This is a genomic window from Hydrogenophaga sp. UC242_50 (assembly GCF_042697355.1).
GTDB lineage: Bacteria > Pseudomonadota > Gammaproteobacteria > Burkholderiales > Burkholderiaceae_C > Hydrogenophaga.
Genome location: NZ_CP170553.1, coordinates 836244 through 851132 on the forward strand (window position 1 = coordinate 836244; position 14889 = coordinate 851132).

The window sequence follows — 14889 nt, forward strand, 5'->3', positions numbered from 1 at the left end:
AGGACCGCACACCATGATGACCAACGCCACCGGCCGCATCACGCAAGGCCAGTTCAGCTTCCTGCCCGACCTCACGGACCCGGAAATCACCGCGCAGATCGAATACGGCCTCAAGCGCGGCTACGCCTGGAGCGTGGAATACACCGACGACCCGCACCCGCGCAATACCTACTGGTCGATGTACGGCAACCCCATGTTCGACCTGCACGACGCCGCCGGCGTGCTGGAGGAGCTGCAGGCCTGCCGCAAGGCCTTCCCGCGCCACTACATCCGCCTGATGGCCTTCGATTCGACGCGCAACGTCGAGACCATCGCCATGAGCTTCATCGTCAACCGCCCGGCCAGCGAGCCCGGCTTCATGCTGGAGCGCCAGGAAGTCAACGGCCGCAGCCTGCGCTACACCACGCGCGGCTACGGTGCCGACCGCCCCGAGGGTGAACGCTACCGCGACACCGCCGCCTGATCACCGGGGAGCGCGCCGCCATGTCGTACCTCATCCCCGGCAGCACGCCGCCGCCGCTGTCCACCGATGCCGCCGTGACCACCGCGGCGGCATCGGCTGCGCACACCGCCCGCGCGCTCGGTCGGTGCCGTGCTGGCCGACACGCAGGTCGAGGCCGTGCTGCAGGAGCTGGACGATGAGCTCGTGGGCCTGGCGCCCATCAAGGCGCGCGTGCGCGACATCGCCGCGCTGCTCGTCATCGACAAGCTGCGCACCGGCCTGGGCCTGCCCTCGCAGCCGCCCAGCCTGCACATGTGTTTCTCGGGCAACCCCGGCACCGGCAAGACCACGGTGGCCCTGCGCATGGCGCAGATCCTTCACCGCCTGGGCTATGTGCGCAAAGGCCATCTGGTGGCCGTCACGCGCGACGACCTGGTGGGCCAGTACATCGGCCATACCGCGCCCAAGACGCGCGAGGTGCTCAAGAAGGCCATGGGCGGCGTGCTGTTCATCGACGAGGCGTATTACCTCTACCGCCCCGAGAACGAGCGCGACTACGGCCAGGAGGCGATCGAGATCCTGCTGCAGGTGATGGAGAACCACCGCGACGACCTGGTGGTGATCCTCGCCGGCTACGAGGACCGCATGAACACCTTCTTCCAGTCCAACCCCGGCATGCGCTCGCGCATCGCGCACCACCTGGCGTTCCCGGACTACTCGGCCGACGAACTGATGCGGATCTCGCGCCAGATGCTGGCCGAGCAGAACTACCGCTTCAGCCCCGAGGCCGCCGAGGCCTTCGAGCGCTACCTGGGCCTGCGCCTGCAGCAACCCCATTTCGCCAACGCGCGCAGCGTGCGCAACGCGCTGGACCGCGCGCGCCTGCGCCAGGCCAGCCGCCTGTTCGCGCAGCCGCAGCGCGAGCTCACGGCCGAAGAACTCACCACGCTGCAGGCGCCCGACATCCTGGCCAGCCGCCTGTTCAGCGACACCGAAGGGGCCGGCCATGCTTGAGGCCCTCATCTTCGACGTGGACGGCACCCTGGCCGACACCGAGGCCGCGCACCGCGCCGCCTTCAACGCCGCCTTCGCCGAGGTGCGCCTGGGCTGGCACTGGGACGACGCCACCTACATCCGCCTGCTGCAGGTCTCGGGTGGCAAGGAGCGCATCGCCCACCACTGGCGCATGGTCGAGCCCGACGTGGCCGGCGGCCAGGCCGCGCAAGCCACCATCGAGCGCGTGCACGCCATCAAGACGCGCCTCTACGAAAACCGCGTGAGCGGCGGCCAGCTCGCGCTGCGCCCCGGCGTGCTGCGGCTCATGCGCGAAGCCCTGGCCAGCGGCCTGCGCCTGGCCATCGCCACCACCACCACGCCGGCCAATATCGACGCCCTGCTGCGCACCCCGCTGGGCCCGGACTGGAAACGCCACTTCGCCGCCATCGGCGACGCGTCCACCGCGCCGCGCAAGAAGCCCGACCCGCAGGTGTACCAGCAGGTGCTCGCCACGCTGGGGCTGCCGGCCAGCGCCTGCCTCGCTTTCGAGGACTCGGCCAACGGCCTGCGCGCGGCCACCGACGCCGGCTTGCAGACCCTGGTCACGCCCACCGTGCACACGGCCGACCACCGCTTCGACGACGCCCTGCTCGTGCTGCCCCACCTGGGCGACGTGGACCAGCTGCTGCCCAGCGGCGTGGCCGGCATGGAGCAGCGCTGGGTCACGGTGGAGGCGCTGCGGCGCTGGCACGCCGGCACCACGCTGTTCGAGTCGGCCTGAGCTTCTTTTTTCCAACACAGAGTCGCCCCACGATGTCCCGCCCGCCCAAGTTCACCCCGTCGCCCAGCGTGCGCCTGGCGCCCTCCATCCTCTCGGCGGACTTCGCGCGCCTGGGCGAGGAGGTGCGCGCCATCGAAGCCGCCGGCGCCGACTTCGTGCATTTCGACGTGATGGACAACCACTACGTGCCCAACCTCACCATCGGCCCGCAGGTCTGCGAAGCCATTCGCCCGCACGTGCAGATCCCCATCGACGTGCACCTCATGGTGGAGCCGGTGGATGCGCTGGTCCCGCTGTTCGCCAAGGCCGGCGCCAACTGCATCACCTTCCACCCCGAGGCCTCGCGCCACGTGGACCGCACGCTGCAGCTGATCCGCGCGCACGGCTGCAAGGCCGGCCTCGCGCTCAACCCCGCCACGCCGCTGGCCTGGATGGAGCACGTCATGGACAGACTGGACCTGGTGCTGCTCATGAGCGTGAACCCGGGCTTCGGCGGCCAGGCCTTCATTCCCCACACCCTGCACAAGCTGCGCGAGGCGCGCCGCCGCATCGACGCCCACACCGCCACCGGCGGCCAGCCGATCTGGCTGGAGGTGGACGGCGGCGTGAAGCTGGACAACATCGGCGAGATCGTCCAGGCCGGCGCCGACATCTGCGTGGCCGGCAGCGCCATCTTCGGCGCCGCCGACGCGGCGGGCGGCTACCACGGCGTCATGAGCGCGATGCGCCACGCCGCCACCACCCCGGACTTCCATTCCAGCAACGCCCCGCGGAGAACCACGCCATGCCACTGACCGGCCGCAAGACCCTCACCCAGTACCTCATCGAAGAACGCCGCCGCTTCCCCGAAGCCAGCGGCGATTTCAACGCCCTCATTCTCGACGTGGCGATGGCCTGCAAGGCCATCGCGCGCGCCGTCGCTTTCGGGGCTTTGGGCGACGTGCTGGGCAACCACGCCGCCGCCGCCGGCGGCTCGGTCAACGTGCAGGGCGAGACGCAGAAGAAGCTGGACGTGCTGAGCAACGATTACTTTCTGCGCATCACCGAGTGGGGCGGCCACCTCGCGGGCATGGCCTCCGAGGAAATGGACGCGCCGTACCAGATCCCGGGCACCTACCCGCGCGGCAAGTACCTGCTGGTGTTCGACCCGCTCGACGGCTCCAGCAACATCGACGTGAACGTCTCCGTGGGCAGCATCTTCTCGGTGCTGCGCGCGCCGGCCAGCGAGGACCGCGAAGTCACCGAGGCCGACTTCCTGCAGCCCGGCACGCAGCAGGTGGCCGCCGGCTACGCGCTTTACGGCCCCACCACCATGTTCGTGCTCACCGTGGGCAACGGCGTGACCGGCTTCACCCTCGACCCCAACCTGGGCGAGTTCATGCTCACCCACCCCGAGCTCACCGTGCCCGCCGACACGCAGGAGTTCGCCATCAACGCCTCCAACAGCCGCTTCTGGGAAGCGCCGGTCAAGCGCTACGTGGACGAGTGCCTGGCCGGCAAGACCGGCCCGCGCGCCAAGGACTTCAACATGCGCTGGATCGCCAGCATGGTGGCCGAGGCGCACCGCATCCTCATGCGCGGCGGTGTCTTTCTCTACCCGCGCGACAGCAAGGACCCCGCCAAGCCCGGCCGCCTGCGCCTGCTGTACGAGGCCAACCCCATCGGATTCATCATGGAGCAGGCCGGCGGCCGCGCCAGCACCGGGCGCGTGCCCATGCTGGGCGTGCAGCCCGACGGCCTGCACCAGCGCATCGGCCTGGTGTTCGGCTCGAAGCACGAGGTCGAGCGCATCGAGCGCTACCACGCCGAGCCGCCGGCGCGCAAAGACCTGGACAACCCCCTGTTCCACGAGCGCAGCCTGTTCCGCGTCTGACCTGCGCTGGCACCGATTCTTCAACTCCACGGGACATCACCATGTCTGAGCGCCACCCCATCATCGCCATCACCGGCTCGTCGGGCGCGGGAACCACCTCGGTCACCCGCACCTTCGAGAACATCTTCCGCCGCGAAGGCGTCACCGCCGCCATCATCGAAGGCGACAGCTTCCACCGCCACGACCGTCAGCAAATGAAGCTGCGCCAGGCCGAGGCCGAGCGCGCGGGCAACGGCCACTTCAGCCACTTCGGCCCCGAGAACAACCTGTTCCCCGAGCTGGAGGCGCTGTTCGCCAGCTACGGCCGCAGCGGCACCGGCCAGTCGCGCAAGTACCTGCACGACGCCGAAGAGGCCGCGCCCTGGAAACAGGCGCCCGGCACCTTCACGCCCTGGCAGGAGCTGCCCCAGGACACCGACCTGCTGTTCTACGAAGGCCTGCACGGCGCCGTGGTCACGCCCGAAGTCAACATCGCCCAGCACCCCGACCTGCTCATCGGTGTCGTGCCCGTGATCAACCTCGAATGGATCCAGAAGCTCTGGCGCGACAAGTCCAAGCGCGGCTACAGCACCGAGGCCGTCACCGACACCATCCTGCGCCGCATGCCCGACTACGTGAACTACATCTGCCCGCAGTTCGCGCACACGCACGTCAACTTCCAGCGCGTGCCCTGCGTGGACACCTCCAACCCCTTCATCGCGCGCGAGATCCCGGCGCCCGACGAGAGCTTCGTCGTGATCCGCTTCGCCAAGCCCAAGGGCATCGACTTCCAGTACCTGCTGAGCATGGTGCACGACTCCTTCATGTCGCGCGCCAACACCATCGTGGTGCCCGGCGGCAAGATGGAGCTGGCGATGCAGCTGATCTTCACGCCCTTCATCTGGCGCATGATGGAGCGCAAACAAAGGGCGTTCGCATGAGCGCGCGCCAACCCCCGAACCTCGACCTCGCGCGCCGCATGGCCAACGCGATCCGCCTGCTCTCGGTGGACGCGGTGGAGGCCGCGCAGTCCGGCCACCCCGGCGCGCCCATGGGCATGGCCGACATCGCCGAGGTGCTGTGGAACCGCCACCTGCGCCACCACCCGGCCAACCCGAACTGGTTCGACCGCGACCGCTTCGTGCTCTCCAACGGCCACGGCTCCATGCTGCTCTACGCGCTGCTGCACCTCACGGGTTACGACCTGTCGATGGACGACCTGCGCCAGTTCCGCCGCCTGCACAGCAAGACCGCCGGTCACCCCGAGGTCGGTGTGACGCCCGGCGTGGAAACCACCACCGGCCCGCTCGGCCAGGGCCTGGCGAACGCCGTCGGCATGGCGCTGGCCGAGAAGCTGCTGCGCACCGAGTACAACCGGCCGGGCCACGCCATCGTGGACCACCACACCTACGTGTTCCTGGGCGACGGCTGCCTGATGGAAGGCATCAGCCACGAAGCGTGCTCGCTCGCCGGCACGCTGCGCCTGTCGAAACTGGTGGCGCTCTACGACGACAACGGCATCTCCATCGACGGCCACGTGCAGGGCTGGTTCACCGACGACACGCCGCGCCGCTTCGCCGCCTACGGCTGGCAGGTGGTCACGGTGGACGGCCACGACCCCGGCGCGATCGACGCGGCGCTGCGCCGCGCGCGCAGCGCCAGCGCACAGGCCGAAGGCAAGCCCACGCTGATCTGCTGCAAGACCATCATCGGCAAGGGCGCGCCCCACAAACAGGGCAGCCACGACGTGCACGGCGCCGCGCTCGGTGCGGCCGAAGTGCAGGCCACGCGCGAGGCCCTGGGCTGGACCGCCGCGCCGTTCGAGATCCCGGCCGACATCGCCGCCGCCTGGAACGCCACCGAACGCGGCCACGCGCTCGAAGCCGACTGGCAGGCGCGCTTCGCCGCCTACCGCGAGGCCTACCCGGCCGAGGCCGCCGAGTTTCACCGCCGCCTGGTCGGCGAACTGCCCGAGGGTTTCGCCGACGGCCTGCCCGCGCTCGTCGCGGCCCTGGGCCGGCGCACCGACGCCATCGCCACGCGCAAGGCCAGCCAGCTCGCGCTCGACGCCCTGGCGCCGCAACTGCCCGAAATCTTCGGTGGCAGCGCCGACCTCACCAGCTCCAACCTCACGAACTTCAAGGGCTGCGTCACCGCCGGCCCCGACAAGGCCGGCCGCTTCACCGGCGGCAACCACCTGAGCTATGGCGTGCGCGAGTTCGGCATGGCCGCGATCATGAACGGCCTGGCCCTGCACGGCGGCTTCATTCCCTACGGCGGCACCTTCCTCGCCTTCAGCGACTACAGCCGCAACGCCGTGCGCATGGCCGCGCTGATGAAGCTGCAGGTGATCCACGTCTTCACGCACGATTCCATCGGCCTGGGCGAAGACGGCCCGACCCACCAGCCGGTGGAGCACGTGCCCAGCCTGCGCCTCATCCCGGGGCTGGACGTGTGGCGACCCGGCGATGCGCTGGAAACCGCCGTGGCCTGGGCCCACGCCCTGCAGCGCCGCGACGGCCCCACCGCGCTCGCGCTCTCGCGCCAGAACCTGCCGCCGCTGGGCGACGAGACCCGCGCCACCGCCATCCAGCGCGGCGGTTACGTGCTCTCGGACATGCCGGGCGCGCAGGCCCTCATCCTCGCCACCGGCTCCGAAACGGTGCTGGCCCTGCAGGCGCAGACCGCGCTCGCGGCCGAGGGCATCGCCGTGCGCGTGATCTCCATGCCCAGCACCAGCGTGTTCGACCGGCAGGACACCGCCTGGCAGGACGCCGTGCTGCCGCCCGCGCTGCCCGCCGTGGCGGTGGAGGCCGCGCACCCCGACTTCTGGCGCAAGTACGTAGGCCGCACGGGCCGTGTCGTGGGCATGAGCAGCTTCGGCGAATCGGCTCCCGCGAAAGACCTGTACGCGCACTTCGGCATCACCGCGGCGCGCGTGGCCGACGAGGTGCGCGCGCTGCTGCATCCGCGCCCCCCGTGTGCGGGCCGGCATCGAGGCGGAGGCCGCATGAGCGCCGCGCCGGGCCGCCCCAAGCCAGCTCGCACCGCAGTGCGCAGCACGGAGGTTTCACCATGAGCGCCATCGACCTGGCGATGTTCGACCTCGACGGCACGCTGGTCGCCACCGCCGGCGAGATCGGCGACGCCGTCAACGACACCCTGGTGCGCTTCGACCTGCCCGCCGTCTCGCCGGTGCAGGTGGAGCGCTGGATCGGCCACGGCACGCGCGAGCTGCTGATCCAGGCCCTGGCCTCGGCCGGCAAGACCGAGGTGGCCGCAGTGCGCGCCAGCAGCGCCTTGCCGCTGATCGCCGCCGAGTTCGACCGCCACTACCAGCGCCGCTGCGGCACGCGCAGCCAGCTCTACCCCCAGGTGCGCGAAACCCTCACCGCCCTGCGCGAACGCGGCGTGAAACTCGCCGTGGTCACCAACAAGGAAAGCCGCTACACCGCCACCGTGATGGACGCGCACCGCCTCGCGCCCCTGTTTCACCGTGTGATCAGCGGCGACACCCTGCCCACCAAAAAGCCCGATCCGGCCGGCATCCACAGCTGCCTGGCGCTGTTCCAGGTGCCGCCCGAGCGCGCGCTCTTCGTGGGCGATTCGTCCATCGACGTGGCCACCGCGCGCAACGCCGGTGTGCGCGTCTGGGCCCTGCCCTATGGCTACAACATGGGCGAGCCCATCACCGCCTGCGCGCCCGACCGCGTCATTCCCGACCTCTCCGCCCTGCTGAACTGAACCCCCATGACACAGAAAGCTCCCCTCCGCCTCGGCATCAACGGCTTCGGCCGCATCGGCCGCAACGTGCTGCGCAGCGCCATCCAGAACTTCCAAGACATTGAAGTGGTGGCGATCAACGACCTGCTCGAGCCCGACTACCTGGCCTACATGCTGCAGTACGACAGCGTGCACGGCCGCTTCAAGGGCGAAGTCAAGGTCGAGGGCAACACCCTGATCGTCAACGGCAAGAAGATCCGCCTGACGCAGGAGCGCGACCCCGCCAACCTCAAATGGAACGAAGTCGGCGCCGACGTCGTCATCGAATCGACCGGCCTGTTCCTGGACAAGGTCACGGCCCAGAAGCACCTGGACGCGGGCGCGAAGAAGGTCATCCTCTCGGCCCCCTCCAAGGACGACACCCCGATGTTCGTCTTCGGCGTCAACGACAAGACCTACAAGGGCGAGGCCATCATCTCCAACGCCTCGTGCACCACCAACTGCCTGGCGCCGATCGCCAAGGTGCTCAACGACAAGTGGGGCATCAAGCGCGGCCTGATGACCACGGTGCACGCGGCCACGGCCACGCAGAAGACGGTGGACGGCCCGAGCAACAAGGACTGGCGCGGTGGCCGCGGCATCCTGGAGAACATCATCCCCAGCAGCACGGGCGCGGCCAAGGCCGTGGGCGTGGTGATTCCCGAGCTCAACAAGAAGCTCACGGGCATGAGCTTCCGGGTGCCGACCAGCGACGTGTCGGTGGTGGACCTGACGGTGGAGCTGAACAAGGACGCGACGTACGAAGAGATCTGCGCGGAGATGAAGGCGCAGAGCGAAGGCGCCTTGAAGGGCGTGCTGGGCTACACGACGGACAAGGTGGTGGCGACGGATTTCCGGGGCGACACGCGCACCTCGATCTTTGATGCCGACGCCGGCATCGCGCTGGACAAGACCTTCATCAAGGTCGTGAGCTGGTACGACAACGAGTGGGGCTACTCCAACAAGTGCCTGGAGATGGCGCGCGTCGTGGGCGGTTTCGCATGAGCGCGCTGCGTTTCGGCGACGTGTGCGCGAGCGGCTTCGCGCGCGGCAAGCGGATCTTCATCCGGGCGGACCTCAACGTGCCGCAGGACGGCGCCGGCCGCATCACCGAAGACACGCGCATCCGCGCGAGCCTGCCGGCCATCCAGCTGGCGCTGGACGCCGGCGCGGCCGTGATGGTCACCAGCCACCTGGGCCGCCCCACCGAAGGCGCCTTCAAGCCCGAGGACTCGCTGGCCCCCGTGGCCGCGCGCCTGGGCGAGCTGCTGGACCGCCCGGTGCGCCTGGTCGCCAACTGGATCGACGGCGACTTCTCGGTCGCTCCCGGCGAAGTCGTGCTGCTGGAGAACTGCCGCCTCAACGTGGGCGAGAAGAAGAACAGCCCCGAACTGGCGAAGAAGCTCGGCGCCCTGTGCGACATCTTCGTGCACGACGCCTTCGGCACCGCCCACCGCGCCGAAGGCACGACCTACGGCATCGCCGAGACCGCGCCCATCGCCTCGGCCGGCCCGCTGCTGGCCGCCGAGATGGACGCGATTGCCAAGGCCCTCGCGGCCCCGAAGCGCCCGCTGGTGCGATCGTGGCCGGCAGCAAGGTCAGCACCAAGCTGACCATCCTCAAGAGCCTGGCGAACAACGTGGACAACCTGATCGTGGGCGGCGGCATCGCCAACACCTTCATGCTGGCGGCCGGCCTCAAGATCGGCAAGAGCCTGGCCGAGGCCGACCTGGTGGGTGAGGCCAAGGCGGTGATCGAGGCCATGAAGGCGCGCGGCGCCGAAGTGCCGATCCCCACCGACGTGGTCACGGCCAAGGCCTTCGCGGCCGACGCGCCGGCCACGGTGAAGAAGGCCACGGAGGTGGCGGACGACGACCTGATCCTGGACATCGGCCCCGAGACGGCAGCCAAGCTGGCGGCGCAGCTGATGCAGGCCGGCACCATCGTGTGGAACGGCCCGGTGGGGGTGTTCGAGTTCGCGGCCTTCGAGGGCGGCACCAAGGCCATCGCGGACGCCATTGCGAAGAGCAGCGCGTTCAGCATCGCCGGCGGTGGCGACACGCTGGCGGCCATCGCCAAGTACGGCATCGAGAAGGACGTGGGCTACATCTCCACCGGCGGTGGCGCCTTCCTCGAGGTGCTCGAAGGCAAGACCTTGCCGGCCTTCGAGGTCCTCGAACGCCGCGCGGCCTGATTTTTTTCCTTTTCACTTCACCCAGGAGCTTTCCCATGGCGCTCGTTTCCCTTCGCCAGGTGCTGGACCACGCGGCCGAACACGGCTACGGCGTGCCCGCCTTCAACGTCAACAACCTCGAACAGATCCTGGCCATCATGGAGGCCGCGCAGGAGACCGACAGCCCGGTGATCCTGCAGGCCTCGGCGGGGGGCGCGCAAGTACGCGGGCGAGGCCTACCTGCGCCACATGGTGCTGGCGGCGGTGGAAGCCCACCCGGACCTGCCCGTGGTGCTGCACCAGGACCACGGCGCCACGCCGGCCGTGTGCATGCAGTCCATCCGCTCGGGCTTCACCAGCGTGATGATGGACGGCTCCCTGCGCGAGGACGGCAAGACGCCCGCCACCTACGACTACAACCTCGCGGTGACGCGCCGCGTCTGCGAGCTCGCGCACGCCGTCGGTGTGTCGGTGGAAGGTGAACTCGGTTGCCTCGGTTCGCTCGAAACCGGCGAGGCCGGCGAAGAAGACGGCGTGGGCGCGGTGGGCAAGCTCACGCACGACATGATGCTCACCGACCCCGAGCAGGCCGAGGACTTCGTGCGCCGCACCGGCGTGGACGCGCTGGCCATCGCCATCGGCACCAGCCACGGCGCCTACAAGTTCACGCGCCAGCCCACCGGCGACATCCTCGCGATCGACCGCATCGCCGCCATCCACGCCCGCGTGCCCAACACCCACCTGGTGATGCACGGCAGCTCCAGCGTGCCGCAGGAGTGGCTGGCCATCATCCGCGAGCACGGCGGCGACATCAAGGAAACCTACGGCGTGCCGGTGGAAGAGATCCGGCGCGGCATCCAGAACGGCGTGCGCAAGGTCAACATCGACACCGACATCCGCCTGGCGATGACCGGTGCCATGCGCCAGACCTTCGCCAAAGAGCGCAGCGAGTTCGACCCGCGCAAGGCGCTGCTGGCGGCGAAGAAGGCCGCGCGCGGCGTGTGCCGCGAGCGCTTCGAGGCCTTCGGCAGCGCAGGGCAGGCCGGCAAGATGAAACCGGTGCCGCTGGACGCGATGGCCGAGGCCTATGCCTGAGGGAGTTCCAGCACGAACTCCGCGCCGCCGCCCTCGACGTTGCGCGCGCTCAGCCGCCCGCCGTGCTGCTCCACGATGCCGTAGCTGATCGACAGGCCCAGGCCGGTGCCCTTGCCCACCGGCTTGGTGGTGAAGAAGGGGTCGAAGATGCGCAGCAGGTGCTCGGGCGGGATGCCCGGGCCGTTGTCGCGCAGCGCCACGCGCACGGTGCCGTCCGCGCGCTCCAGCGACACCACGATGCGCGGCGCCTCGCGCTGGCCCACGGCGTCGAAGCCGTTCTGCAGCAGGTTCATCATCACCTGCTGCAGCTGGCCCGCGCTGCCCATCACGGTGCAGGTCTCGCCGGCCTGCCACTGCACCTCCACCGGGGCCGAGCGGCCCTTCTGCACCCAGTGGATCGCGCGCTCGATCACCTCCACCAGGTTCACCGGCTTGCGCTCTTCCGAGTCCATGGCCGAGAAGCGCTTGAGCCCGTGCACGATGTCGGCCGTGCGCTGCGCGCCCTCCAGCGTGCCCTCGATCAGCGAAGGCAGGTCCGCCAGCAGGTGCTCGATGCGCAGCTTGCGCCGCATCTCGTCCAGCACCGCCTCGGGCTCGTGCGCGTGCATCGCGGCCAGGTAGGTGCGCAGCCGTTCGCTGTACTTGCTGAGCGCGTGCACGTTGCCCAGCACGAAGCTGATCGGGTTGTTGAGCTCGTGCGCCACGCCCGCCACCAGCTGGCCCAGCGAGGCCATCTTCTCCGAGTGCAGCAGCTGCTGCTGCGTGCGCTTGAGGGCCTCGTGCGCGGCGCGCATCTCGTGGTACGCGCGCTTGAGTTCGGCCGTGGGCCGGCCCACCCACACCGTGCCCACGCGCCGGCCCTTGTCGCCGATGCGCGGCGTGCAGTTCGCGTCCACCGACACGGCCTGGCCCTGGCGGTCCAGCAGGTTGAGCTCGATCGCCTCGCCCGCGCGCGGCGCGTCGGCCTTCTCCATGGCCGCGCGCGCCAGCTCCCGGCTCGCGTCGTCGGCCAGCAAGGCGTACAGCGGCGTGCCGCTGAGCTGTTCCTCGGGGCGGCCGGTCAGCTCGCACAGCGCCGCGTTGGCCTGTTCGATCACCCCGTTCGCGTCGCACACCACCAGCACGTCCGACATCGAGGTCAGCACGCTGAAGATGAACTGCTGCGACTGCTCCAGCTCGGTGTTCTTCTTCTCCAGCTCCACCTCGTCGTCGATCAGGCGGGTGTAGACCTCGTCCATCTTCTGGATCACGTCCATCCAGGTGGACTCGTCCACGCCCTCCATCGGCACGGTGGGCAAGGGACTCTTGGCGCGCGCTTTTTTCGTGCGCATCTAGTGCACCGTGCAGACCATGCAGGGGTCGAAGGAGCGCACGATGTGCTGCACGGCCACCGGCGTCTTCTCGCCCTCGCGCACCGGCGCGTTCACCAGCGCCTGCTCCAGCGCGCCGGGCGTGCCGGCGGCGTCGCGCGGCGAAAAATTCCAGCTCGTGGGCGCGACGATCTGGTAGTTGGCGATGCGCCCGCGCCGCACCACCACCCAGTGGCCCAGGCTGCCGCGCGCCGCTTCCGACAGGCCCATGCCGCTGCCCTCGTCGGGCAGGTCCGAGGGCACGCAGAATGGCTCGGTGGGCCGCAGCGCGCCCAGCCAGTCCTCCATCAGCGGCACCACGCGCGCGAGTTCGAGCGCGCGCGCCAGCACGCGGGTGTAGACGTTGCCGCCGTGCCGCGCCACGGCGTCGCGCACCAGCGGGTGGCCGGCCGCGAGCTGGCGCGCGATCGCGCCGGTCTCCACCACCTCGCCGGCCAGGCGCGGCGCCTTGTTCCAGGTGTAGCCGCGCGCCTTGTCGGGGTCGGGTTTCGTCTGCCCCACCAGTGGGTGCAGCGGGCCGGCGCCGTCGGCCAGCCAGGCGTGCGTGGCGTCCTCGGTGATGGCCGCCGCGTCCACCGCGTCGAGCCGCGCGGTGTCTGCCCGCCACACGCCACCGGGCAGGGCGAAGCCGCCCTCGGGCTGGGCGTAGGCGCCGTAGCTCAGGTAACGCCCCGGGCCGGGGCCCAGGGTCTGCAGTTGCAGGTCGCGCACCAGCGTGAGGAAAAAGCGCAGGTCGCCGCCCAGCGGGTCCCGCGCGTGCCAGTCCCACAGCGCGTCTTCGGTGGCGATGGCGGTCACGGCCTCCAGCGGCGTGGCGAACAGCTGGCGCTCCAGGAAGGCGCGGAACTCGCGCACGCGCGAGAGCAGGCGCACGCGTTCGGCCGCGTCGATCGGCCGCGTGGAGCCGCCCGGCTCGATGGACTGCGTGTGCGGCCACTTGCCACCCAGCGTGCCCAGCAGCGTGAGCCAGCGCTGCCGCGCGGCGGTGGCCGCGCGCACCTGCTCGCCATGGTTCGGCGCGAAGCGGCGCACCGCCTCGGCGTGCCAGGCGTGGGCCGCGTACACCGGGCGCGTGAAGTCCGGCATGAAGAACAGGTAGAAGTGCGTGAGGTGGTCGGCCAGGTTCTCGGTCGCCAGGATCACGTTGCTCGCGTGCTGGCCGTTGGCCGGCATGGTGATGCCGCCGAGCGCGGCCAGCGCGCGCGCCGAGGCGACCGACTGCGACACCGAGCAGATGCCGCAGATGCGTGGCACGTACACCAGCGCGTCGTGCGGCGCCTTGCCCTGCAGGATCTGCTCGAAACCCCGGTACATGGTGGCGTTGACCTGGGCCGAGGCCACACGGTCGCCCTGCACGTCGAGCTGGACTTCGAGATCACCCTCGACGCGGTTGAAAGGACCGACCAGAAGACGGCTCATTTGAGGCGGGTCTTCCGGATGGCCGGCGTCACCACCAGGTGGTCGGCCACGGCGTTGTGCTTCACGCGCTTGGGCGTGGCGCTCTTGGAGAGCGAGGCCAGCGCGACGAACCAGGCCTTGGGCATGTCGGTGGGCAGGCCGATGGGGATGCCGGCGAGTTTGGGCGTTTCGTGGAAGGGGTGGCCCGGCTCCTGGAAGCCGGGCTCGGTGCAGGCGATGCAGGCATAACCCCCGCGCGTGCACGAGCCTTCGCCGTTCCACAGCCGCGTGTTGCAGTCGGCGTGCACCTGCGTGCCCTTGCAGCCCATGTGCTCCATCATGCAGCCCAGGTCCGACGGTTTTTCCGCGCTGGCCTTGAACTCGTAGTACTCGTTGCGCGTGCAGCCGTGGTGCACCAGCTGGTCGGCGTAGAAGCGCGGGCGGTTCAGCGGGTCGAGCTCGCCGGCGCCGAAGCCGTCGGCGGCCAGCGCCATCAGCGTGTCGATCACCCAGCTCGGGTGCGTGGGGCAGCCCGCGATGTTGATCACCGGCAGGCCGCTGGCCGAGCGGAAGGCTGCGCCCAGCAGGCCGCCGGCTTCGTCGTCCTCGTACTGCAGGCCGCAGGCGTCGGTGGGGTTGTCGCCGCCCGCCGTGATGCCGCCCCAGGCCGCGCAACTGCCCACGGCCAGCACGTGCTTGGCGCGCGCGCTCAGGCGTTTCACCCATTCGATCATCGGCAGCTGCGTGCCGGCCAGCATGTGGAAGCGGCCGGTGCCGTTGGGCCCGCGCAGCAGTGAGCCTTCCACGCACAGCGCATCGAGCCGCGTGCGGCCATCGAGCACCGCGTCCAGCAGGTCCAGCAGCTCGTCGCCGCTTTCCATCGAGAGCGAGGGGTGCCACAGCAGGTTCACACCCGCGTCGCGCAGGTGGCCCTGGAAGTCGGTGGTGTCGGCGCACAGCAGCGACATGCTGCAGCCACCACACCCACCGGATTGCAACCACAGGACGTTCAGTGCCATG

Annotated in this window: 13 protein-coding genes and 2 pseudogenes; 12 read left to right on the forward strand and 3 right to left on the reverse strand. The window is 70.0% G+C overall.

The window, feature by feature from the left end:
* The first annotated feature begins 13 nt into the window (after nucleotides 1-13).
* The 12 genes and pseudogenes from ACFJGX_RS04345 (at nucleotide 14) to fba (ending at nucleotide 11101) form a co-directional block, all read left to right on the forward strand.
* The gene (locus ACFJGX_RS04345) at nucleotides 14-463 is read left to right on the forward strand and encodes a ribulose bisphosphate carboxylase small subunit (RefSeq protein WP_382322580.1); all 450 of its coding nucleotides are present in this window, start codon (nucleotides 14-16) and stop codon (nucleotides 461-463) included.
* A gap of 20 nt (nucleotides 464-483) precedes the next feature.
* Nucleotides 484-642 (forward strand): hypothetical protein, encoded by a 159-nt coding sequence (locus tag ACFJGX_RS04350; RefSeq protein ID WP_382327833.1) that lies wholly within the window; start codon nucleotides 484-486, stop codon nucleotides 640-642.
* Complete coding sequence (cbbX, locus tag ACFJGX_RS04355; protein ID WP_382322578.1) at nucleotides 593-1456, forward strand: CbbX protein; 864 nt, start codon at nucleotides 593-595, stop codon at nucleotides 1454-1456. The genes ACFJGX_RS04350 and cbbX overlap by 50 nt, the downstream gene beginning before the upstream one ends.
* Complete coding sequence (locus ACFJGX_RS04360; RefSeq protein ID WP_382322577.1) at nucleotides 1449-2219, forward strand: HAD-IA family hydrolase; 771 nt, start codon at nucleotides 1449-1451, stop codon at nucleotides 2217-2219. Before cbbX ends, ACFJGX_RS04360 begins: the two co-directional genes overlap by 8 nt.
* A gap of 32 nt (nucleotides 2220-2251) precedes the next feature.
* Entirely contained in the window at nucleotides 2252-3013 is a 762-nt protein-coding gene (rpe, locus tag ACFJGX_RS04365) for a ribulose-phosphate 3-epimerase (protein WP_382322576.1), read from the forward strand.
* Entirely contained in the window at nucleotides 3004-4092 is a 1089-nt protein-coding gene (locus tag ACFJGX_RS04370; RefSeq protein WP_382322575.1) for a class 1 fructose-bisphosphatase, read from the forward strand. Before rpe ends, ACFJGX_RS04370 begins: the two co-directional genes overlap by 10 nt.
* A 41-nt stretch (nucleotides 4093-4133) precedes the next feature.
* Nucleotides 4134-5012, forward strand: coding sequence for a phosphoribulokinase (locus ACFJGX_RS04375; RefSeq protein WP_382322574.1), 879 nt, complete (start codon nucleotides 4134-4136; stop codon nucleotides 5010-5012).
* Complete coding sequence (tkt, locus tag ACFJGX_RS04380) at nucleotides 5009-7150, forward strand: transketolase (RefSeq protein WP_382327835.1); 2142 nt, start codon at nucleotides 5009-5011, stop codon at nucleotides 7148-7150. Before ACFJGX_RS04375 ends, tkt begins: the two co-directional genes overlap by 4 nt.
* Nucleotides 7147-7815: an HAD-IA family hydrolase gene (locus tag ACFJGX_RS04385; RefSeq protein WP_382322572.1), complete on the forward strand. Its 669-nt coding sequence runs from the start codon at nucleotides 7147-7149 to the stop codon at nucleotides 7813-7815. The genes tkt and ACFJGX_RS04385 overlap by 4 nt, the downstream gene beginning before the upstream one ends.
* A gap of 6 nt (nucleotides 7816-7821) precedes the next feature.
* Entirely contained in the window at nucleotides 7822-8838 is a 1017-nt protein-coding gene (gene gap, locus ACFJGX_RS04390) for a type I glyceraldehyde-3-phosphate dehydrogenase (RefSeq protein WP_382322571.1), read from the forward strand.
* Nucleotides 8835-10027 (forward strand): annotated as a pseudogene (locus tag ACFJGX_RS04395) (phosphoglycerate kinase). The gene gap and the pseudogene ACFJGX_RS04395 overlap by 4 nt, the downstream one beginning before the upstream one ends.
* Before the next feature lie 35 nt (nucleotides 10028-10062).
* Nucleotides 10063-11101: pseudogene (gene fba / locus ACFJGX_RS04400) on the forward strand (class II fructose-bisphosphate aldolase).
* On the opposite strand, the gene ACFJGX_RS04405 reads toward fba, so the two are convergent.
* The 3 genes from ACFJGX_RS04405 to ACFJGX_RS04415 are packed head-to-tail and all read right to left on the reverse strand — an operon-like array spanning nucleotide 11092 to nucleotide 14888.
* Nucleotides 11092-12432: a sensor histidine kinase gene (locus ACFJGX_RS04405; RefSeq protein WP_382327837.1), complete on the reverse strand. Its 1341-nt coding sequence runs from the start codon at nucleotides 12430-12432 to the stop codon at nucleotides 11092-11094. The pseudogene fba and the gene ACFJGX_RS04405 overlap by 10 nt on opposite strands.
* A complete protein-coding gene (locus tag ACFJGX_RS04410) occupies nucleotides 12433-13890 on the reverse strand; it encodes a nickel-dependent hydrogenase large subunit (RefSeq protein ID WP_382322567.1) in 1458 nt (485 codons plus the stop codon).
* Nucleotides 13887-14888, reverse strand: coding sequence for a HupU protein (locus ACFJGX_RS04415; RefSeq protein WP_382322566.1), 1002 nt, complete (start codon nucleotides 14886-14888; stop codon nucleotides 13887-13889). Before ACFJGX_RS04415 ends, ACFJGX_RS04410 begins: the two co-directional genes overlap by 4 nt.
* Nucleotide 14889 lies beyond the last annotated feature (1 nt).

What these genes read in the sequence shown, in the direction of transcription:
- ACFJGX_RS04345 (WP_382322580.1), top strand. Translation starts at nt 14, where the DNA reads ATGATGACCAACGCCACCGGCCGCATCACGCAAGGCCAGTTCAGCTTC.
- ACFJGX_RS04350 (WP_382327833.1), top strand. Translation starts at nt 484, where the DNA reads ATGTCGTACCTCATCCCCGGCAGCACGCCGCCGCCGCTGTCCACCGAT.
- ACFJGX_RS04360 (WP_382322577.1), top strand. Translation starts at nt 1,449, where the DNA reads ATGCTTGAGGCCCTCATCTTCGACGTGGACGGCACCCTGGCCGACACC.
- rpe (WP_382322576.1), top strand. Translation starts at nt 2,252, where the DNA reads ATGTCCCGCCCGCCCAAGTTCACCCCGTCGCCCAGCGTGCGCCTGGCG.
- ACFJGX_RS04370 (WP_382322575.1), top strand. Translation starts at nt 3,004, where the DNA reads ATGCCACTGACCGGCCGCAAGACCCTCACCCAGTACCTCATCGAAGAA.
- ACFJGX_RS04375 (WP_382322574.1), top strand. Translation starts at nt 4,134, where the DNA reads ATGTCTGAGCGCCACCCCATCATCGCCATCACCGGCTCGTCGGGCGCG.
- tkt (WP_382327835.1), top strand. Translation starts at nt 5,009, where the DNA reads ATGAGCGCGCGCCAACCCCCGAACCTCGACCTCGCGCGCCGCATGGCC.
- ACFJGX_RS04385 (WP_382322572.1), top strand. Translation starts at nt 7,147, where the DNA reads ATGAGCGCCATCGACCTGGCGATGTTCGACCTCGACGGCACGCTGGTC.
- gap (WP_382322571.1), top strand. Translation starts at nt 7,822, where the DNA reads ATGACACAGAAAGCTCCCCTCCGCCTCGGCATCAACGGCTTCGGCCGC.
- ACFJGX_RS04405 (WP_382327837.1), bottom strand. Translation starts at nt 12,432, where the DNA reads ATGCGCACGAAAAAAGCGCGCGCCAAGAGTCCCTTGCCCACCGTGCCG.
- ACFJGX_RS04410 (WP_382322567.1), bottom strand. Translation starts at nt 13,890, where the DNA reads ATGAGCCGTCTTCTGGTCGGTCCTTTCAACCGCGTCGAGGGTGATCTC.
- ACFJGX_RS04415 (WP_382322566.1), bottom strand. Translation starts at nt 14,888, where the DNA reads ATGGCACTGAACGTCCTGTGGTTGCAATCCGGTGGGTGTGGTGGCTGC.